The 18,966-nt window shown below is 67.4% G+C and carries 17 protein-coding genes; 8 read left to right on the plus strand and 9 right to left on the minus strand.

Annotated elements, in window-relative coordinates; translation table 11 throughout:
- The first annotated feature begins 14 nt into the window (after nucleotides 1-14).
- Genes EYZ64_RS21235 through EYZ64_RS21245 form a run of 3 tightly spaced genes read left to right on the plus strand, consistent with a single transcriptional unit; the run spans nucleotide 15 to nucleotide 2,718 of the window.
- Nucleotides 15-1,151, plus strand: a complete 1,137-nt coding sequence (locus EYZ64_RS21235) for a mandelate racemase/muconate lactonizing enzyme family protein (protein WP_135456434.1) — start codon at nucleotides 15-17, stop codon at nucleotides 1,149-1,151.
- Nucleotides 1,148-1,762 (plus strand): bifunctional 4-hydroxy-2-oxoglutarate aldolase/2-dehydro-3-deoxy-phosphogluconate aldolase, encoded by a 615-nt coding sequence (locus tag EYZ64_RS21240; protein ID WP_135456436.1) that lies wholly within the window; start codon nucleotides 1,148-1,150, stop codon nucleotides 1,760-1,762. The genes EYZ64_RS21235 and EYZ64_RS21240 overlap by 4 nt, the downstream gene beginning before the upstream one ends.
- On the plus strand, nucleotides 1,759-2,718 hold the full coding sequence (locus EYZ64_RS21245) for a sugar kinase (RefSeq protein ID WP_135456438.1): 960 nt from the start codon (nucleotides 1,759-1,761) through the stop codon (nucleotides 2,716-2,718). Before EYZ64_RS21240 ends, EYZ64_RS21245 begins: the two co-directional genes overlap by 4 nt.
- Here the strand turns inward: EYZ64_RS21245 and EYZ64_RS21250 are convergent.
- The gene (locus EYZ64_RS21250) at nucleotides 2,715-3,347 is read right to left on the minus strand and encodes a mycothiol-dependent nitroreductase Rv2466c family protein (RefSeq protein ID WP_135456441.1); all 633 of its coding nucleotides are present in this window, start codon (nucleotides 3,345-3,347) and stop codon (nucleotides 2,715-2,717) included. The two genes, EYZ64_RS21245 and EYZ64_RS21250, sit on opposite strands and share 4 nt — an antisense overlap.
- A 281-nt stretch (nucleotides 3,348-3,628) precedes the next feature.
- On the opposite strand from EYZ64_RS21250, the gene EYZ64_RS21255 reads away from it, so the two are divergent.
- The 3 genes from EYZ64_RS21255 to EYZ64_RS21265 all read left to right on the plus strand — a co-directional run bounded on the left by EYZ64_RS21255 (nucleotide 3,629) and on the right by EYZ64_RS21265 (nucleotide 7,069).
- A complete protein-coding gene (locus EYZ64_RS21255) occupies nucleotides 3,629-4,033 on the plus strand; it encodes a DUF732 domain-containing protein (protein WP_135456442.1) in 405 nt (134 codons plus the stop codon).
- Between the two features lie 38 nt (nucleotides 4,034-4,071).
- Nucleotides 4,072-6,657, plus strand: a complete 2,586-nt coding sequence (gene pepN, locus EYZ64_RS21260; protein ID WP_135456444.1) for an aminopeptidase N — start codon at nucleotides 4,072-4,074, stop codon at nucleotides 6,655-6,657.
- A 70-nt stretch (nucleotides 6,658-6,727) separates the two neighbouring features.
- The gene (locus tag EYZ64_RS21265; protein ID WP_135456446.1) at nucleotides 6,728-7,069 is read left to right on the plus strand and encodes an HNH endonuclease; all 342 of its coding nucleotides are present in this window, start codon (nucleotides 6,728-6,730) and stop codon (nucleotides 7,067-7,069) included.
- 77 nt (nucleotides 7,070-7,146) lie between these two features.
- On the opposite strand, the gene EYZ64_RS21270 is transcribed toward EYZ64_RS21265, so the two are convergent.
- Genes EYZ64_RS21270 through EYZ64_RS21280 form a run of 3 tightly spaced genes read right to left on the minus strand, consistent with a single transcriptional unit; the run spans nucleotide 7,147 to nucleotide 8,541 of the window.
- On the minus strand, nucleotides 7,147-7,617 hold the full coding sequence (locus EYZ64_RS21270) for a DUF5130 domain-containing protein (protein ID WP_135456448.1): 471 nt from the start codon (nucleotides 7,615-7,617) through the stop codon (nucleotides 7,147-7,149).
- Complete coding sequence (ctaJ, locus tag EYZ64_RS21275) at nucleotides 7,604-7,837, minus strand: aa3-type cytochrome oxidase subunit CtaJ (RefSeq protein ID WP_135456450.1); 234 nt, start codon at nucleotides 7,835-7,837, stop codon at nucleotides 7,604-7,606. The genes EYZ64_RS21270 and ctaJ overlap by 14 nt, the downstream gene beginning before the upstream one ends.
- Before the next feature lie 59 nt (nucleotides 7,838-7,896).
- Nucleotides 7,897-8,541: an HNH endonuclease gene (locus EYZ64_RS21280; protein ID WP_167857910.1), complete on the minus strand. Its 645-nt coding sequence runs from the start codon at nucleotides 8,539-8,541 to the stop codon at nucleotides 7,897-7,899.
- Between the two features lie 162 nt (nucleotides 8,542-8,703).
- Here EYZ64_RS21280 and EYZ64_RS21285 point away from each other — a divergent pair, with 162 nt between their 5' ends.
- Nucleotides 8,704-9,090 carry a globin gene (locus tag EYZ64_RS21285; protein WP_167858160.1) on the plus strand — a complete coding sequence of 129 codons (387 nt, stop codon included), beginning with the start codon at nucleotides 8,704-8,706 and terminating at the stop codon, nucleotides 9,088-9,090.
- A gap of 1 nt (nucleotide 9,091) precedes the next feature.
- Nucleotides 9,092-10,639, plus strand: a complete 1,548-nt coding sequence (locus EYZ64_RS21290; RefSeq protein WP_135456454.1) for a glycoside hydrolase family 13 protein — start codon at nucleotides 9,092-9,094, stop codon at nucleotides 10,637-10,639.
- A gap of 10 nt (nucleotides 10,640-10,649) precedes the next feature.
- On the opposite strand, the gene EYZ64_RS21295 is transcribed toward EYZ64_RS21290, so the two are convergent.
- From EYZ64_RS21295 to ettA, 5 genes are all read right to left on the minus strand, one after another.
- Complete coding sequence (locus EYZ64_RS21295; RefSeq protein WP_135456456.1) at nucleotides 10,650-11,183, minus strand: putative immunity protein; 534 nt, start codon at nucleotides 11,181-11,183, stop codon at nucleotides 10,650-10,652.
- Between the two features lie 14 nt (nucleotides 11,184-11,197).
- A complete protein-coding gene (locus tag EYZ64_RS21300; protein WP_135456458.1) occupies nucleotides 11,198-11,869 on the minus strand; it encodes a DUF8185 domain-containing protein in 672 nt (223 codons plus the stop codon).
- A complete protein-coding gene (locus tag EYZ64_RS21305) occupies nucleotides 11,866-12,273 on the minus strand; it encodes an acyl-CoA thioesterase (RefSeq protein WP_135456460.1) in 408 nt (135 codons plus the stop codon). The genes EYZ64_RS21300 and EYZ64_RS21305 overlap by 4 nt, the downstream gene beginning before the upstream one ends.
- A complete protein-coding gene (locus EYZ64_RS21310; RefSeq protein WP_502702982.1) occupies nucleotides 12,270-17,111 on the minus strand; it encodes an NAD-glutamate dehydrogenase in 4,842 nt (1,613 codons plus the stop codon). Before EYZ64_RS21310 ends, EYZ64_RS21305 begins: the two co-directional genes overlap by 4 nt.
- 99 nt (nucleotides 17,112-17,210) lie before the next feature.
- Complete coding sequence (ettA, locus tag EYZ64_RS21315; RefSeq protein ID WP_135456462.1) at nucleotides 17,211-18,884, minus strand: energy-dependent translational throttle protein EttA; 1,674 nt, start codon at nucleotides 18,882-18,884, stop codon at nucleotides 17,211-17,213.
- Nucleotides 18,885-18,966 lie beyond the last annotated feature (82 nt).

Consider the following 18,966-nt stretch of genomic DNA (forward strand, 5'->3'; position numbering starts at 1 on the left):
GAGCTCCGAAACACATGAAAATCACCGACATTCAGACGTGCGGGCTGCGCGGCGCCACCCCGGAGGGGGGCTGGTCCAACGAGCTGCGGCCCGACGACGTCGTGCACACCCTGGTCGCCGTCCACACCGACAGCGGCCAGGTCGGCATCGGCAGCGCCTTCACGACCGAAGGTTTGGTCGCCGCCGCCGTGGATGTGCTTGCGCCGCAACTGATCGGTCAGAGCGCAATCGAGGCCGAACGGCTGACGGAGACGCTGCACCAGAGTGCGTTCTGGATGGGCCGCGGCGGCTCCCTCACCCACGCCACCAGCGCCATCGACATCGCGCTGTGGGATCTGGCCGGCCAGGCGCTCGGTCAACCGGTAGGGCGGCTGCTCGGTGGCCGCTACCGGGAGCGGGTGAGGCCCTACGCCTCAGTGCTCATGGACGAGGCGCCGGTTATGACCGAAAACCTTGCTGAACTGGTGGATCAGGGATTCACGGCGTTCAAGATCGGCTGGTGGAAATTCGGCCGCGCGGACAGCAAGACCGACGAGCGTACCGTGGCCGCGGCCCGCGAAGCCGTCGGCGACCACGTGCTGGCCGTCGACGCCGGTGGTTCTGAGGCGTTCTTCCCTGGTGGGCTGTCGTGGGCCAAGCGCACGGCCGACATGCTGGCCGAGTACGGCATTGCTTGGTTCGAAGAGGCGTTGGCCCCCGACGATGTCAACGGTTTCGTCGAGTTGAGGCGCCATTCCAAGGTGCCCATCAGCGGCGGCGAGGTGCTGACCCGTCGCCAGACGTTCCTGCCATTCCTCGATGCCGGGGCATTCGACATCGTCCAGCCCGACAGCACCAAGGGTGGTGGTTTGAGCGAGTCACGCCGTATCGGGTGGGCCGCCCAGGACCGCGGGGTGCGGCTGATCCCGCACGGTTGGAACACCGCGATCGGGTTGGCCGCCGATCTGCATCTGGCGTCGGCCCTGGCGGCGACCGACCTCGTCGAATACAAGACCGGATCGGCCTATATCGACGAACTCGTCAGCGGCGGATGGGATCTCGACAGCGACGGCATGCTCGCGGTGCCGGACGGGCCCGGGCTCGGCGTCACCCTGGACCGAACCGCACTGGAGCGCTACGGCACCCGCCCGACGTTCGCGGACGCCCGATGAACGCGGTGTTCGAGCACCGCGTGATCCCGCTGGCGACCGTACGGGATCCGGGTCACATCGACGCGATCGGCGACGGGCTAGTCGACGGCGGTCTGCCGGTGGTCGAGGTGGCGTTGCGCGGCGAGCACGGCCTCGCCGCGATTCGCCGGCTCGCCGCCCGCGGCGATCTTCTGGTCGGCGCGGGCACCGTCCGCTCGAGCGCGCAAGCCCGCGATGCTATCGAGGCGGGCGCGCGATTCGTGGTATCCCCCGGGCTGGACGCGGAGGTGGTGCGATGCGTCGAGCAAGCCGGCCTGGCAGTCATCCCGGGTGTGCTGACGCCAACCGAGGTGGGCGCCGCGGCCCGCCTCGGCCTGCACCGGGTCAAATTGTTTCCGGCCGCCGCCGTCGACACGTCTGCCCTGTTGTTGGCCTACGCGGCGGTGTTCCCGGAAATGATGTTCATGCCGTCAGCCGGTGTCACCACCGTGACCATGCCTGAATTCCTCACTCAGCAGACAGTTTTCGCCGTCAGCGGCAGCTGGATCACCGCCCGGGCCGACGCCGGTGCCGATGCCGTCGCTGACGCGGCCCGCGCAGCCGTCGCGGTTGCGGCACAGGCGCCGCGATGAGCCCGACCTTCGACGTCGTCACCGTCGGCGAAAGCCTCGGCCTGCTTACGGCGCCGCAGTCCGGGCGCCTGCACCACAACCCGACGCTGCAGCTGAGATTCGGCGGTGCCGAGAGCAATGTGGCCATCGGGGTCGCCCGGCTCGGCGGCGCGGCGGCCTGGATCGGCCGGCTCGGCGCGGATAGCCTCGGCGAATTGATTCTGCGTGAACTACGGGCCGAAGGTGTTCATCCGTACCCGGTGCTCGATCACGACGCCGCGACGGCGCTCATGCTCAAAGAACGTCCGCACCCCGGGACCGCCCGTGTCAGTTATTACCGCCGCGGGCAAGCCGGCAGCCGGCTGCGACCGGCCGATGTCCCGATCGCTGTGGTCACTGACACGAGAATCCTTCATGTCACCGGCATTTCGGCCGGATTGGGTGAATCCGCCCGGACCGCGGCACATGCGGCGGTGGACGCAGCGACATCGGCCGGAGTGACGGTCTCGTTCGATGTCAACCATCGCAGCGCCCTGTGGAGTGACCGGCAGACGGCAGCGACGGCCTATCTCGAACTTGCCCGGCGGGCCCACATCGTGTTCGCCGGGGAAGACGAGGCGGAGCTGCTCACCGGAGCCGATTCCCCGCAGCGGCAACTCGACGCTCTCCTGGACCTTGGCATCGGTTGCGCGGTGGTCAAGCGCGGCGCCGACGGGGCGATGGTCGCCACGGCCGAGGGCCGGTTGTCGGCTCCGGCCGTCGCGGTCCCGGTTATCGACACCGTGGGTGCCGGGGACGCCTTCGTCGCCGGCTGGCTGGCCGACCTCGCCCGCGGTGCGACGTTGCGCCAGTGCCTCGACACCGCGCTGGCGTGCGGTGCGTTCGCGTGCACCGGCGAAGGTGACTGGGAGTTGGCTCCAAGCCGCGACGACCTGCGGTGGCTGCGTCGCGGCCCGGTCGATCCGGTTTCGCGCTAGTCGAACTCGGGCGCCTCCGTGCGGGAGCGCTTGAGCTCCCAGAAATGCGGGTACGACGCGAACGTCACCGACGCGTCCCAGAGCTTGCCGGCCTCTTCACCGCGCGGGATCTTCGAGAGCACCGGGCCGAAGAATGCGACACCGTTGACGTGGATGGTCGGGGTTCCGACGTCCTCACCGACGGCGTCCATGCCGGCGTGGTGGCTCTTGCGCAGCGCCTCGTCGTACTCGTCGGTGGTGGCCGCCTCGGCCAGCTCGGCGGGCAGACCGACCTCGTCGAGTGCCTGCGCGATGACCTGATCGAGGTCTTTGTTGTTCTGGTTGTGAATCCGGAAGCCCATCGCGGTGTAGAGCGGGCCGAGGATCTCCGGCCCCTTGAGTTGCTCGGCGGCGATGGCGACCCGGACCGGGCCCCACGCCTTCTTCATCAGTTCCTGGTAGTTCTCGGGCAGGTCGCGGCCCTCGTTGAGGACGGCGAGGCTCATGACGTGGAACTGCACGTCGATGTCACGGACCTTCTCGACTTCGAGGATCCAGCGCGAGGTGATCCAGCACCACGGGCACAGCGGGTCGAACCAGAAACCGGCGGTGTCTTTTTGGTCTGCGGCCTTCTGATCCTTGGGGGCCATCTATGCGTCCTCTCGATGTGGTTCAGGGCACAACTGCAATCTGCACAACTCTGCACCCGCATTGAGATGTTCCCGATCCGAGTAACTATCCGGGGAGCAATTGCGACAACCTTGGTGACTGGCATGTCCGACATGCATGCTGAAGTCACGGCAGCAGCACAGGAAACGCATAGTGGGCGAACCTTTATGGAAACGTGTTGTTCCTGTGACCCTGGTAAACCACTGTTGCCCAAGTGAGCAGAGCGAAGTAAGGGTTCTGCGTGATAGCTGAGGAGCTCAATATGGCCGCTCGTGCCTTCCTGGCGACAGTCGGTGCCGTCGCCGCCGCCCTCGCGTTTGCAGCCCCTGCGCAAGCCGATCCGGTCCCGGCCCCGTCCGATCCGACCGACAATTCGTTCCTGAACGCCCTGAACAACGCCGGGGTGGGCTACGGCGACCCCAACACCGCTGTCCAGATGGGCCAGGACGTGTGCCCGATGCTGGTCGAGCCGGGCAAGGACTTCGCATCGGTGGCCTCCCAGATGCGCGGCGACGGCGGCATGTCCCCACAGATGGCGTCGTTCTTCACCGGAATCGCCATCCAGATGTACTGCCCGCAGATGATGTCGTCGATCGGCGACGGTTCGATCCTGAACAACCTGGGCGCGCTGAACGGACTCGCCGGGATCGCCGGCTTCCCCCAGTAGCCCGGGTCCCGCAGAGGTCCAGCCACTAGGTTGGACGGGTGGCACTTCCCAATCTCACTCGCGAACAGGCCATCGAGCGCGCCGCTCTGGTCACCGTCGACAACTACCGCGTCGTCCTCGACCTCACCGACGGCAACGGCAAACCGGGCGAACGCACCTTCCGGTCCACTACGACTGTGACGTTCGACGCACTCGCCGGCGCCGACACCTTCATCGACCTGGCGGCCGATACCGTCCGCAGTGCGACGCTGAACGGCATCGCACTGGACGTGTCCGGTTACGACGAATCCACGGGCATCGCGCTGCCCGGCCTGGCCGAGCACAACACCCTGGTGGTCGATGCCGACTGCCTGTACTCCAACACCGGCGAGGGCCTGCACCGCTTCGTCGACCCGGTCGACGACGAGGTCTACCTCTACTCGCAGTTCGAGACCGCCGACGCCAAGCGGATGCTCGCCTGCTTCGATCAGCCCGACCTGAAGGCCACGTTCGACGTGCAGGTCACCGCGCCCTCGCATTGGCAGGTGATCTCCAACGGCGCCACCACCAGCGCCGAGCCCGACGGGTCGGTGACCGTGCACACCTTCGCCACCACTCCGAAGATGAGCACCTACCTGGCGGCGTTGATCGCCGGACCGTACGCGGTGTGGCGCGACTCCTACTCCGACTCCCACGGCGAGATCCCGCTGGGCATCTTCTGCCGGGCCTCGCTGGCCGAGTTCATGGACGCCGACCGGCTTTTCACCGAGACCAAGCAGGGTTTCGGCTTCTACCACAAGAACTTCGGCACGCCGTACGCCTTCGGCAAGTACGACCAGCTGTTCGTGCCCGAGTTCAACGCAGGCGCCATGGAGAACGCCGGCGCGGTGACCTTCCTCGAGGATTATGTCTTCCGGTCCAAGGTGACCCGGGCCTCCTACGAGCGTCGCGCCGAGACCGTGCTGCACGAGATGGCGCACATGTGGTTCGGCGATCTGGTCACCATGCAGTGGTGGGATGACCTGTGGCTCAACGAGTCCTTCGCGACGTTCGCGTCGGTGCTGTGCCAGGCCGAGGCCACCGAATACGTCACGGCGTGGACCACTTTCGCCAATGTGGAGAAGTCCTGGGCCTACCGGCAGGATCAGCTGCCCTCGACCCATCCGGTCGCCGCCGACATCCCGGACCTGGCCGCCGTCGAGGTCAACTTCGACGGCATCACCTACGCCAAGGGCGCCTCGGTGCTCAAGCAGCTGGTGGCCTACGTCGGGCTCGAAGAGTTCCTCTCCGGGCTGCGTGACTACTTCCGCGACCACGCCTTCGCGAACGCCACGTTCGGCGATCTGCTGGGTGCGCTGGAGAAGTCCTCGGGACGCGACCTGTCCGGCTGGGGCCAGCAATGGCTCAAGACAACGGGTTTGAACACGTTGCGGGCCGACTTCGATGTGGACGGCTCAGGTGCGTTCACCCGGTTCGCGATCGCCCAGTCGGGTGCGGCCCCGGGAGCCGGCGAGACCCGGGTGCACCGGCTCGCCGTCGGCATTTACGACGACGACGGCTCGGGCAAGCTCGTGCGCGTGCACCGCGAGGAGCTCGACGTCGAAGGCCCGATCACGGAAGTTCCTGCCCTGGTCGGTGTTTCGCGCGGGAAGCTGATCCTGGTCAACGACGACGACCTGACCTACTGCTCGCTGCGGCTCGACCCGGCCTCGCTGTCGACCGTGCTGTCACGGATCGCCGACATCGCCGATCCGCTCCCCCGGACGCTGGCCTGGTCGGCAGCCTGGGAGATGACCCGCGAGGCCGAGATGAAGGCCCGCGACTTCGTCGCCCTGGTGATGAGCGGAGTGCACGCCGAGACCGAGGTCGGTGTCGCGCAGCGGCTGCTGATGCAGGCGCAGACCGCCCTGAGCTCTTACGCCGATCCCGCCTGGGCCACCGAAATCGGCTGGCCGGCGTTCGGGGATGCACTGCTCGATCTGGCGCGAGAGTCCGCGCCGGGTTCCGATCACCAACTCGCGTTCGTGAACGCGCTGTGCACCTCGGTGCTGTCGCCGAACCATGTCGCCGTGCTGTCGACCCTGCTCGACAACGAACCAGCCGCGGTGAACATGACCGGCCTGGTGATCGACACCGATCTGCGCTGGCGGATCGTCACCGCGCTGGCCCGCACCGGCGACGTCGACGCCGACGGGCCCGAGGCGCCGTTCATCGATGCCGAGGCCGAGAACGACCCGACCGCGGCCGGCAAGCGTCAGGCCGCGGCGGCCTCGGCCGCCCGCCCGCAGGACGTGGTGAAGTCCGCGGCGTGGGAGCAGGTCATCGAGGACGACACGCTCGCCAACATCACCACCCGCGCGATCGTCGGCGGATTCGTGCAGCCCGGTCAGTCCGAGTTCCTCGCACCGTTCACGACGCGATACTTCGCGGCGATCTCCGGGGTGTGGGAGCGGCGGTCCAGCGAGGTCGCCCAGACCGTGGTGATCGGGCTGTACCCGTCGTGGGACATCAGCCAGAACGGCCTGGACGCTGCGGACGCGTTCCTGTCCGATCCCGAGGTGCCGCCCGCGCTCCGCCGGCTGGTGATCGAGGGCCGGGCCGGAGTGGAACGTTCCCTGCGCGCTCGCGCCTTCGACGTGAGCTAGTTCCCCACTTGCACCGCGAGCGGGCGTGTCTGCTGCCTGACACGCCCGCTCGCGGTCATACGCTGTGCCGATGGCGGTCAGTCGAACCCGCGCGGCACGGGCTGCCCGCAAACGTAAGCGTCGGATGGACCTCGTGGTCCACGACTTGACCGACGAGCAGTGGGAGGCCATCAAGGCAGCGTGGGGCGGGTGCGCCTACTGCCACAGCCCCACGGGTCCGTTCCAGAAGGACTGTGTGATGGCGATTTCACGGGGCGGGCGCTACACCGTGGACAACGTGGTGCCGGCGTGCGCGTCGTGCAATGCCAGCAAGTGCAACTTCGAGGTCAGCACCTGGATGCGGCGCAAACGGCTCGATGAGCGTGCGTTCTTGGCGCGATTTGTGGAGATCCGCACTGAGCTGGTGGGTTAGCCCACCCCACAAATGCAGCGAGCGTGCGTGATTGTCGACAGACAACCACGCACGCTCACGGTGCCAGGTACGAAAAATCAGGCGGGAGAAACGCCGGCCGACAGCACGCGCACGGCGCTGATCAGACCGTCGATCAAGTTGCCTTCCTTGAAGGAGGCGGCAGCTGCCGAGACGCCCAGCGGGGCGGCCTCTTCGATGCCACGGCCCTTGACGTCGGCGCCGTAGACCACCTCGATGGCGTGCTGGTCGGGTGAGACCGCGAGCAGCACCGCGTTGTTGGGGGTGGGCACCTTGGCCAGGATCTCGCGTGCCGTGGCGGCGGTGTCCGCGCCGAGGTCACCGATGTAGACGGCGAACCGGGCCTTGGCAGCGCGGGAGCCGTACTTCAGCGCGTCGTCGAGGACGACGAGGTCCATCGTCGGGAAGGGGTAGTGCACCGACAGGTCACCGGGCTCGGTGACCCCGGAGATCCGGCCGCTGTAGGTCAGGGCGTAGCCGTACGGCAGGTCGACGTCCTTCGTCGCGGTCGCAATTTCACCACTTGCCACTTGCGCCGCCTCCGATCGTCACACCGTGTGAATCATGCCCGCCGTGTCCGTGATCCTGCGGCTCCTCGGCGGCCCACAGAATGGGCTCGTGGGTCCACGGATCGGACATCTTGTAGGTAGCCGGATGCGGTCCCTTTTGGGGCAGGTAGATCAACGCAAGGACCACGAACAACACCAGCGGAACCCCTCCGAGGAGGGAATGGGTAAGTGCTGTGCTCACGCGCAAACCGTATCAGCCGCAATGCGACGATGCGCCGAGAGTGCCCAGCAAGTCGGGCATCAGGCCGCGCCCTCGCCCAGATAGCGCACCCAGGCCGGGTCGAGCTCCTTGATCGTCGACAACAGCCTCCAGTGCTGCCCCTTCGGCGGCATCGGCACGCACCGCAGTGACCAGCCGAGTTCGGCCAGCAGACGGTCGGCCTTGCGGTGGTTGCACGGCGCGCACGCCGCCACACAGTTCTCCCACGAGTGCTCGCCACCGCGGCTACGCGGGATCACATGGTCGACGGTGTCGGCCCGGCCGCCGCAGTACGCGCAGCGGAAGCGGTCACGGTGCATGAGCGCCGCCCGGGTCATCGGGATGCGGGCCCGGTAGGGCACCCGCACGAAGGTGCGCAGCCGGATCACCGAGGGCACCACGATGGTCCGGGTGGCCGAGTGGATGACCGGCCCCGACGGGTCGTCGTGCACGACGTCGGCCTTGCCACACATCACCATGATCACCGCGCGCCGCAGTGGCAGCGCGGTCAGCGGTTCGTAGGTGGAGTTGAGCAGCAGCACCCGGCGACGCCCCCACAGGGAGGCGTCAGGGTTGGTCGTCGGCAGTGCCTCGACGCTGTGCAGGGGGCGATTTGGCACATGGGGTCCCGATGGGCCGGGAATGTGGCCGGTCCGTCGCATATGGCTTTTTTTGCTGTGCGCCATGGAGCCTCCGAGGAGACAGTCCACCATGGATCCTGCGGATACGCACGAAAATTCTTTGTGTGTTCGCAGGTCAGTCCAATGAACACCAGGTGACCACGGTGCCGTGACCGGCGCCGACGTGCCGTCAGGCCACAATGGACCACAATGAACGACGTGACGCAGGTGCAGCGATCTTTCTACGACGAAGTCGGTGGGCACGAGACTTTCGCGACGATCGTGTCGCGGTTCTACCAACTGGTGCGCGAGGACGAGATCCTGCTGCCGTTGTATCCCGAGGACGACATCGACGGCGCCGAAGAGCGGCTGCGGATGTTCCTCGAGCAGTACTGGGGCGGGCCGCGGACCTACTCCGATCAGCGCGGCCACCCCCGGCTGCGGATGCGGCACGCCCCGTTCCGGATCGGGTACCTCGAGCGGGACGCCTGGTTGCGCTGCATGCACACCGCGGTGGCCTCGATCGACTCGGCGACGCTGGACGAGCCGCACCGGCGCGCGTTGCTGGACTATCTGAACATGGCCGCAGATTCGATGGTGAACTCGGCGTTCTGACATGCGCCGGTGGTGGGTAGACGCGGTTTTCTACCAGGTCTATCCCCGCTCATTCGCCGACAGCAATGGCGATGGGGTCGGTGACCTCGACGGGGTGAGCGCCGGGCTGGACTATCTGGCGGCGCTCGGCGTCGACGCCCTGTGGCTCAACCCGGTGATGGTGTCGCCGATGGCCGACCACGGCTATGACGTCGCCGACCCGCGCGACGTCGACCCGCTGTTCGGCGGTATCGACGCCCTGGACCGTTTGCTCGACGCCGCTCATGCCCGCGGGATCCGGGTCACCATGGACCTGGTGCCCAACCACACCAGTTCGGCGCACCCGTGGTTCGTCCAGGCTCTGGCCGACCCGCGCCGTCGCGACCGCTACATCTTCCGTGACGGCCGCGGCCCACACGGTGACGCGCCGCCCAACAACTGGGTATCGGTGTTCGGCGGCCCGGCATGGACCCGCGTCACTGAGCCCGACGGCACACCGGGCCAGTGGTATCTGCACCTGTTCGACCCCGCCCAGCCCGACCTGAACTGGAACCACCCCGCGGTGTTCGAGGATCTGGAGAAGACGCTGCGGTTCTGGCTCGACCGCGGGGTCGACGGGTTCCGCATCGACGTGGCCCACGGCATGGCCAAGCCACCCGAGCTGCCCGACATGGCGGTCACCGACACCGCGCTGCTCCGCAACAGTGACGACGACCCGCGGTTCGACAACGACAGCGTGCACGACATCCACCGCTTCATCCGCACGGTGCTCGACGACTATCCCGACGCCGTGGCGGTCGGCGAGGTCTGGGTGCACGGCAACGAGCGCTTCGCCAAGTACCTGCGCCCCGACGAGCTGCACCTGGGCTTCAATTTCCGTCTGGTGCAAGCCGATTTCGACGCCCGCGAAGTCCACGACGCGATCGACAACGCGATCACCGCGGCCGACCTCGCCGGGGCGACACCGACGTGGACGCTGTCCAACCACGACGTCGAACGTGAGGTCACCCGCTACGGCGGCGGTGCCCGAGGGTTGGCGCGGGCACGGGCGATGGCCCTGGTGATGCTGGCACTGCCTGGTGCGGTGTTCGTCTACAACGGCGAGGAACTCGGGCTGCCCAATGTCGATCTGCCCGACGAGGTGCTCCAGGATCCGGTGTGGGAGCGCTCGGGTCACACCGAACGCGGACGTGACGGGTGCCGGGTCCCGATGCCGTGGTCGGGCGATGCCCCACCGTTCGGGTTCTCGTCGAACTCCGATACCTGGTTGCCGATGCCCGCCGAGTGGGCACCGTTGACGGTGCAGCGTCAGCAGGCCGATCCGTCGTCGACGCTACAGTTCTACCGGCGGGCCATCCAATTACGCTCCAGCCGTGACGAATTCACCGGCGGCCGGATCGAGCTGAACAGCGGAGGCGACGTTCTGACGCTGCGGCGCGAAAGTGGCCTGGTGTGTGTCCTCAACACGGGTGCCGAGCCGGTGCCGTTGCCGCCCGGCGAGGTGCTGCTGAGCAGTGGTGAGCCGGCAGATGATCTGCTGCCCGCCGACACCGCCGCCTGGCTGATCTGAAGGTGGGCCGTCAGCGTTGCGCCCTCAGGGCATCGTCCAAGGTCGTCATCAGCTGGGCCACCCGGCTTTTGCCGGTCGGCGCGGGCGGATAGCGACGGAGAACGTCGATCAACACCGGTGAGGTACGTTGCCGAACTCGTTGCAGCACCATGTCGCCCGCCGCGGGATCACCGTCGCCGTTGATCTCGGCGATGCGGGCCGCGCTCGCCGCGGCCCGCAGGATGTGGCCGACCTGATGGGATTTCGCGATCGGATGCAGGTAGGCCGCGGAGGCGGCATCACCGGCCGCCTGCGCCGCCAGACGTGCGGCTTCGGTGTCGGCACCCTCCGCTGCCCGGTGGGCGTCCAGCGAGGCGACCCGCTGCGCCTGGGATCTGGGGGCACCGTTCACGAACCGCCACGCGGCGGTGATGGCGGCTCGCGGCCGACAGTCATCGGGATGCACGCCCTCGAATACGCCGAGGACCTCTTCAGCCGTCTCCGTCACGTATCGAGCGACGACCCGCAGCTCGTCCACGGTCAGCTCGAAGTCACCAGATGACACGTTGCGCCCGCTGGTCAACCCAAGATCAGTGCGGCGCTGCCGCGGCGGCGGTACACCGAGCCGAATCGGGCGTCGATGCGCAACCAAGACGGGTGTGCGCGGACCCGCACGATCTCCTGCTCGCTGACCTCGTTGCCCGTCTGCGGCAGAAATCCCATGGCCGTCAACGCGAAGACGCAGCGCATCGGGATGCCGATGCGGTATTCGCCCGCGCTGACCGCGATGACCTCCTGGTCGAGCAGCGAGGCCGGCGGCCCGTGGGCACTGCCGTGCTCGCGGGCCAGCGCACCGCCCTGCTGGGCCAGGTCGAGCATCACCCGGGCGGGGATGTCATCGAGGTGGACGAATCCGTCCTCGGGCGGCAAGCCACCGCGCCAGGCGGAGTCCATCGGGAAGCCTGGGTCGACGTATCCGTCTGCGGCAGTGGACAATCCGGCCACCAGCGCGTCGGCGCCCGCGGACAGGTCCGACGGACGCACCCGCCCGGCCACGACCCGGCTGGCCAGCACCTCCAACCCGGTCGCAACCCAGGCCACGGCTGTGCCGCCACTCCCCTGCCCGCCGGTCCGCTCCCGCAGCCGCACCACCGCGGCACCGTCCAGCCGCAAAGCACGGTCGAGGAACGTCGCGAAGTCGTCGCGGTCCCGCGGATCGTCGATCCACAGCCCGCGCTCGGTGGCGGTCATCGCAGATGGCTCTCCAGGTAGCCGCGCTGCTCGGCCGTCAGACGTTCCAGTCGTTGCTCGGCGATGTGTACCGCGGCCAGTTGCGTCTCGCCGATCACCGACGGCTTGGAGTCCGGGGCGGCATTCAGCGAGCGCACCTCGTAGCCGATGGTGAAGTCGACGGCCCGCACCCGCTTGGACCACATGGTCACCTGAAGCGGTGAGTCCACGAGCCGGAGCTGCCCCTTGTAGACGATTTTGACCTCGGCGATCAGCAGGCCGATGGTCTCGATCGTGGCGCCGAACGGCTCACGCAGAAAAGGTATCCGGGCCTCTTCGAGAAGAGTCACCATGGTGGCGTGATTGATGTGCTGGTACATGTCGATGTCCGACCAGCGCACGTGCACCGGCGTTGTAAAACTCACGCAGTTGTTCCCGTTCCACTCGTTCGTGTCATGCTGCGGATCTGCCGCGCCGCCACCGACAGCGTTGCCAGATCCTGCTCACCATCTTGGTATATCTCGGTCAGCGTGCGACGGGCGCGGGTCACCCGGGAGCTGTTGGTCAGCTCCCACTCGGCGATCTTCTCCTCGCCGGTCTCGTCGGGTTCGCCGACCGCGAGCACGTCGAAGCACAGGGCCCGAAGTGAACCGTAGATGTCGTCGCGAATCGCCAACCGCGCCAAGGAATGCCACCGGTCGTCGCGGCCCAGCCGGGACACCGCGGTGAGCAGGCCATCGGCTCCGAGGCGATCCATCAGCGCGAAGTAGGTGTCGGCCACCTCGGCGGGCTCGCGATCCACGATGTCGGAGATGTCGATCACGTCGAGCAGGCTGTACTGGTACAGCCCGGTCGCCACCGCATACGCCAGTTCGTCGGACACCCCTTGCGCGGAGAACTCCCCGGCCTCTTTCTCGACGATGGCCTTGTCGTCACCACGTAGCCATTGCGGCATGTGCGGGCGCAGGGCGGACACCTTCGCGGCGAACCGGTTGATCTCGGCACCGACCGCCAGCGGCTGCGGACGGTAGTTGAGCAGCCAGCGCCCGGCCCGGTCGACCAGCCGGCGCAGATCCAGCGTCATCCGGTCGGTGACGGACACCGGGACCCCGTCATCACCGGCAGCCCGGATCTCGCGCCACACCTTGCCGATCCCGAAGATGGCGTCGGTGGCGACGTAGCTGCGCAGCGCGTCGACGGGGCCGACGCCGACATCCTCGGTGATGCGGTACGCGTAGCTGATCCCGCTTGTGTCGACGAGATCGTTGACCAGCATGGTGGTGGCGATCTCGCGGCGCAGTTGGTGCGACCGGATCTCGCTGGTGAACGGCTCCCGCAGCTTCTTCGGGAAGTACCGCGGCAGCCGGGCGGCGAACACCTCCTGATCGGGCAGGTCGCTGGCCAGCACATCGTCTTTGAGATTGAGCTTGACGTGGGCCATCAGGGTGGCCAATTCCGGTGAGGTCAAACCGATTCCGGCGTCAACGCGGCGCCGGATCTCCTTCTCCGAGGGCAACGCCTCCAGCTCGCGGTTCAGCCCACGGTTGGCCACGAACTCCTTGATCATCCGGGCGTGGACCGAGAGCATGCTCGCGGCGTTGGCCCGGCTGGTCCCCATCAGGTCGTTCTGGTCCTTGTTGTCGGTCAGCACCAGGGCACCGACCTCGTCGGTCATCGACAACAGCAACTCGGTGCGTTCCTCGGGACTGACCTTGCCCGCGGTGACCAGCGAGTCGATCAGGATCTTGATGTTGACCTCGTGGTCGGAACAGTCCACGCCCGCGGAGTTGTCCAGTGCATCGGTGTTGATCCGGCCGCCGGCCAGGTCGAATTCGATGCGCCCCAGGGACGTCACGCCGAGGTTGCCGCCCTCGCCGATGACCTTGGCCCGCACTTCGTTTCCGCACACCCGGATCTGGTCGTTGGCGCGATCACCGACATCGGCCTCGGTCTCGGCCTTGACGTAGGTGCCGATACCGCCGTTCCACAGCAGGTCCACCGGCGCCTTGAGAATGGTCTTCATCAGGGCGGGCGGCGTGAGTTCCTCTATGTCGCCCTCGATCCCGAGTGCGGCGCGCGCCTGGGGGCTGATCGGGATGGACTTCTGCTGACGGCTGAAAACACCGCCGCCCTCGCTGATCAGCTTGGCGTCGTAGTCCTCCCAGCTGGACCGCGGCAGCTCGAACAGGCGCTTGCGTTCCACCCACGACACCGCCGCGTCGGGATTGGGATCGACGAAGATGTGCCGGTGGTCGAAGGCGGCGATGAGCCTGATGTGCTTCGACAGCAGCATGCCGTTGCCGAACACGTCACCGCTCATGTCGCCGACGCCGACGACGGTGAAGTCCTGGCTCTGGGTGTCCACCCCCATCTCCCGGAAGTGGCGCTTCACCGACTCCCACGCGCCCTTGGCGGTGATGCCCATGGCCTTGTGGTCGTAGCCGATGGAACCGCCCGAGGCGAACGCGTCACCCAACCAGAACCCGTAGGACTTCGCGACCTCGTTGGCGATGTCGGAGAACGTGGCCGTGCCCTTGTCGGCCGCCACCACCAGATAGGCGTCCTCTCCGTCGCGCCGCACCACGTCCGGTGGGGTGACGACGGCACCGGTTCCCTTGTCGACGTTGTCGGTCACGTCGAGCAGTCCGGAGATGAAAAGTTGGTAGCACGCAACGCCTTCGGCGCGCGTCGCCTCACGGTCGACGGCGGCGTCGCCGGTCGGCTCGGGCGGCCGTTTCACCACGAACCCGCCCTTGGCCCCGACCGGAACGATGACCGCGTTCTTCACCGCCTGAGCCTTGACGAGGCCGAGGATCTCGGTGCGGAAGTCCTCACGGCGGTCCGACCAGCGCAGCCCGCCGCGGGCCACGAACCCGAACCGTAGGTGCACGCCTTCCACCCGGGGTGAGTACACGAAGATCTCGAACTTGGGCCGCGGCAACGGCAACTCGTTGATCAGGCCGGGGTTCAGCTTCATCGCCACCACACCGCGTTGCCGCGCCGAATTCGGCTGCTGCACAAAGTAGTTGGTCCGCAGCGTGGCCTGGATCAGGGTGGCGAAGGCCCGCAACACCCGGTCGGTGTCCAGGCTGACCAGGGCGTCGATGTCGGCGGCCACGGCAGCGGCCGCCCCCTGGGCGTCCCGGGTACCCGCGGTGTCCTCGGTCGGGTCGAACAGTGCCTCGAACAGTTGCACCAATGACCGGGTGGTGTGTGGGTTCTCGTTGACCACAGACTCGATGTGCGACTGGCTGTACGGGAAGCCCGCCTGGCGCAGGTACTTCGCATACGCGCGCAGGATCACCACCTGCTGCCAGGTCAGGTCGGCGCGCAGCACCAGTTCGTTGAACCGGTCCACCTCGACCCAGCCGTGCCAGATCGCGGTCACGGCGTCGGCGAACCGCTGGGCGGTGGCCTCCCGCGATGCCGCATCGGGCGCCTTGGGGATGCTGCGCTGCCTGGCCACCTTGAACTGATAGATCCACACCGGCAGGCCGTCGGCCCGGCGCACGGTGTAGGGACGCTCTTCGAGCACCACCACACCCATCGACTGCAGCATCGGCAGCAGTTCGCTCAGTGAGGCCGACTGTCCCCCGAGGTACCAGGTGAGCTGGGCCAGCCCGTCGTCCCCGCCCTCGTCGAACACCAGCTTGACCGAATTGTCCTGCAGCCCTTCGATGATCGCGATATCTGCGATGGCATCCGCCGGGGCGACGGCTTGTTTGTAGTCTTGCGGGAACGCCGTCGCGTAGTGCTCGACGGCGGCCGGGCTGAGCGCCGCGTGCGCGGCGGCGCTGGTCATGCGGTCACCCCAGTTGCGGGTGGCCTCGGTCAGCAGGTTCTGGATCCGGCTCTCGTTCTCGGCCGAGGTGTCCACGGTGTGCGAGGCCGTGCCGTCTGGCAGCCGGACCGTGAAATGCACCACCGCCCACGGTGATTCGCTGACCCTGGCGGAGTAGTCGATGCTCTCCCCGCCGAGCTCGCGTACGAGGATGTCCTGCATCTCCAGCCGCACCGCGGTGGTGTAGCGGTCACGTGGCAGGTACACCAGGCAGGACACGAAGTGCGCCAGTTGGTCTGCGCGCAGGAACAGCAGGGTGCGGCGCCGTGACCCCAGGTCCACCACGGTCAGCGCCATGTCCAGCAGCTGCTTGGAGCTCAGCGCGAACAGTTCGGGGCGCGGGATGGTCTGGAAGATGTCGCGCAGCAGCTGCCCGGGATGGCTGGGGTCGCGGCGCGCCATGGCCAGCGCCTCCTCGACCCGCCGCGAGATCAACGGGATCTCCAGCACGTTGGCGTTCATCGCAGCCACCGTGAACAGGCCGACGAAGCGATGCTCGACGACCCGCTCGCCGCTCTCGCGTACGACGACGATGTACGGGTAGGCGCCGTAGCGCACATAGCTCGGCATCGTGGCCTGCGCCAGCACCATCAGGTCGTCAGGAGCGGTCAGCGGCGGGAGTACGTCGTCGCGCAGCTTGAGCACGCCGAGCCGGCTGGCGGGATCGACCGAGGCCTGCCCGTCGCTGATCGCGCACTGCTGATAACCGAGCAGCACGAAATGTCCGTCGGACAACCAACGCAGCAGAGCGGCGACATCCCTGCGGTCGGTGTTGGGAAACCGGCCCTCGACATCGGTGGCCACGTCGTTGGCCAGGGCGTGCAACGCGGCGCCCATGGCCGCGGCGTCCAACCCGATCTGGCGGGCCTCGGCCAGGACACCGGGCACCAGTGCGACCACCTCGGTCAGTGCCGGGCCGTCGGCCGCCCCGTTGACCGGAACGAGGATCCAGCATTCGTCGACGCCGTCGACCCCGGTGGCCTCGGCGGCGGGCTGGAAGTCCAGCAGCACCCCGTTGGCGTCGCGGCGCACCCGGAAGACCGGGTTCATGATGGCCGGGTAGGCAATGCCGTGGCGGTGCAGCAGCACCGTCACGGAATCCACGAGCATCGCCGCCTGCTCGGTGACGATCTGCAGGGCAGGGCCGGAGTCACTGTCCCCCGGATACACCATGACCTTGGTTTCGCCCGGCGCCCGTTGGCCGCCCAACGCGTAGTGGGCGGCCAGCGTGGCATCGGAGACCAGTCGCTCGGCCACGGCGACCTGAGGACCGGTGGCCGCGACCCCCGGCGCATCGGCCTGCGGAGCCCGGTAGGTGGACAGGAAAGCCACCGCGAGCCGGTGGATCACCTCAGGCGGTGCCTGTGAGCGATCCCGGTCGCTAATTCCCTGTCCCCGAAGAGCTCCCGGCTCGGCCGTCATACGGATCACTCCCTACTCACGCCCATACACCGGCATTGGTGCATAGCTGCGACATTAGTGGCGTCACTGAGCCCGCTGCGCCGTTTATCCCGTCACGGCTCAGTCGCGGGTCAGTCTCCGGTGGGTCACCCGGTGCGGGCGTGCCGCCTCGGCACCGAGACGTTGGATCTTGTTCTCCTCGTAGGCACCGAAGTTGCCCTCGAACCAGAACCACTTGGCCTCGTTGTCGTCGTCGCCCTCCCACGCGAGGATGTGCGTGCAGGTGCGGTCCAGGAACCACCGGTCGTGGCTGATCACCACGGCGCAGCCGGGGAACTGCTCGAGCGCGTTCTCCAGCGACGACAGCGTCTCGACGTCGAGGTCGTTGGTCGGCTCGTCGAGCAGGATCAGGTTGCCGCCCTCTTTGAGGGTCAGTGCCAGGTTCAGCCGGTTGCGCTCACCACCGGACAGCACACCCGCCGGCTTCTGCTGATCCGGTCCCTTGAAACCGAACGCCGACACGTAGGCGCGCGACGGGATCTCGTTCTGGCCGACCTCGATGTAGTCCAGTCCATCGGAGACGACCTGCCAGACGTTCTTCTTCGGGTCGATGCCGGCGCGGCTCTGGTCGACATAGCTCAGCTTGACCGTCTCGCCGACCTTGACCTCACCACTGTCGGGCTGCTCGAGCCCGACGATGGTCTTGAACAGCGTGGTCTTGCCGACACCGTTGGGACCGATGACGCCGACGATGCCGTTGCGCGGCAGCGTGAAGGACAGGTCCTTGATCAGAGTGCGGCCCTCGAAGCCCTTGTCCAGGTGCTCGACCTCGACCACGACACTGCCCAGTCGCGGCGGGGTCGGAATCTGGATCTCTTCGAAGTCGAGCTTCCTCGTCTTCTCGGCTTCGGCGACCATCTCCTCGTACCGGCCGAGGCGGGCCTTGTTCTTGGCCTGACGGGCCTTGGCGCCCGAGCGGACCCAGGCCAGCTCGTCCTTGAGCCGCTTCTGCAGCTTCTGGTCCTTCTTGCCCTGGACCTCGAGGCGCTCGGCCTTCTTCTCCAGGTACGTCGAGTAGTTGCCCTCGTACGGGTAGGCCCGGCCGCGGTCGAGTTCGAGGATCCACTCGGCGACGTTGTCGAGGAAGTACCGGTCGTGGGTGACCGCCAGGATGGCGCCCTTGTAGCTGGCCAGGTGCTGCTCGAGCCACAGCACGCTCTCGGCGTCGAGGTGGTTGGTCGGCTCGTCGAGCAGCAGCAGGTCCGGCTTGCTCAGCAGCAGCTTGCACAGTGCGACACGGCGGCGCTCACCACCGGAGAGGTGGGTGACCGGCTCGTCCGGCGGCGGGCAGCGCAGCGCGTCCATGGCCTGCTCGAGCTGGGAGTCGATGTCCCAGGCGTCGGCCGCGTCCAGTTCCTCCTGCAGATGGCCCATCTCTTCCATGAGCTCATCGGTGTAGTCGGTGGCCATCAGCTCGGCGACCTCGTTGTACCGGTTGAGCTTGGCCTTGATGGCCACGCCGGCCTCGACGTTCTCGCGGACCGTCTTGGTTTCGTCGAGCTGCGGTTCCTGCATCAGGATGCCGACGCTGGCGCCGGGTGCGAGCAGCGCGTCGCCGTTGTTGGCATGGTCGATGCCGGCCATGATCTTCAGGACACTCGACTTACCAGCCCCGTTGGGACCGACGACGCCGATCTTCGCGCCGGGCAGGAAGTTCAGGCTGACGTCGTCAAGGATGACCTTGTCGCCGTGCGCCTTGCGAACCTTGCGCATCGTGTAGATGAATTCGGCCATGCCGTGATGTGCCTTTCTGAAGCTTCTCGGGAACGTCGGATGGGCGCTTGCGCGGAGGGTCGCGTCAAGCCCAACTCACTCG

The organism is Mycobacterium sp. DL99, assembly GCF_004762045.1.
GTDB lineage: Bacteria > Actinomycetota > Actinomycetes > Mycobacteriales > Mycobacteriaceae > Mycobacterium.

Excerpts from the sequence above, each read along its gene's own strand:
- EYZ64_RS21235 (WP_135456434.1), top strand. The coding sequence starts at position 15 with ATGAAAATCACCGACATTCAGACGTGCGGGCTGCGCGGCGCCACCCCG.
- EYZ64_RS21240 (WP_135456436.1), top strand. The coding sequence starts at position 1,148 with ATGAACGCGGTGTTCGAGCACCGCGTGATCCCGCTGGCGACCGTACGG.
- EYZ64_RS21245 (WP_135456438.1), top strand. The coding sequence starts at position 1,759 with ATGAGCCCGACCTTCGACGTCGTCACCGTCGGCGAAAGCCTCGGCCTG.
- EYZ64_RS21250 (WP_135456441.1), bottom strand. The coding sequence starts at position 3,347 with ATGGCCCCCAAGGATCAGAAGGCCGCAGACCAAAAAGACACCGCCGGT.
- EYZ64_RS21255 (WP_135456442.1), top strand. The coding sequence starts at position 3,629 with ATGGCCGCTCGTGCCTTCCTGGCGACAGTCGGTGCCGTCGCCGCCGCC.
- EYZ64_RS21265 (WP_135456446.1), top strand. The coding sequence starts at position 6,728 with ATGGCGGTCAGTCGAACCCGCGCGGCACGGGCTGCCCGCAAACGTAAG.
- EYZ64_RS21280 (WP_167857910.1), bottom strand. The coding sequence starts at position 8,541 with ATGGCGCACAGCAAAAAAAGCCATATGCGACGGACCGGCCACATTCCC.
- EYZ64_RS21290 (WP_135456454.1), top strand. The coding sequence starts at position 9,092 with ATGCGCCGGTGGTGGGTAGACGCGGTTTTCTACCAGGTCTATCCCCGC.
- EYZ64_RS21300 (WP_135456458.1), bottom strand. The coding sequence starts at position 11,869 with ATGACCGCCACCGAGCGCGGGCTGTGGATCGACGATCCGCGGGACCGC.
- EYZ64_RS21310 (WP_502702982.1), bottom strand. The coding sequence starts at position 17,111 with ATGACGGCCGAGCCGGGAGCTCTTCGGGGACAGGGAATTAGCGACCGG.
- ettA (WP_135456462.1), bottom strand. The coding sequence starts at position 18,884 with ATGGCCGAATTCATCTACACGATGCGCAAGGTTCGCAAGGCGCACGGC.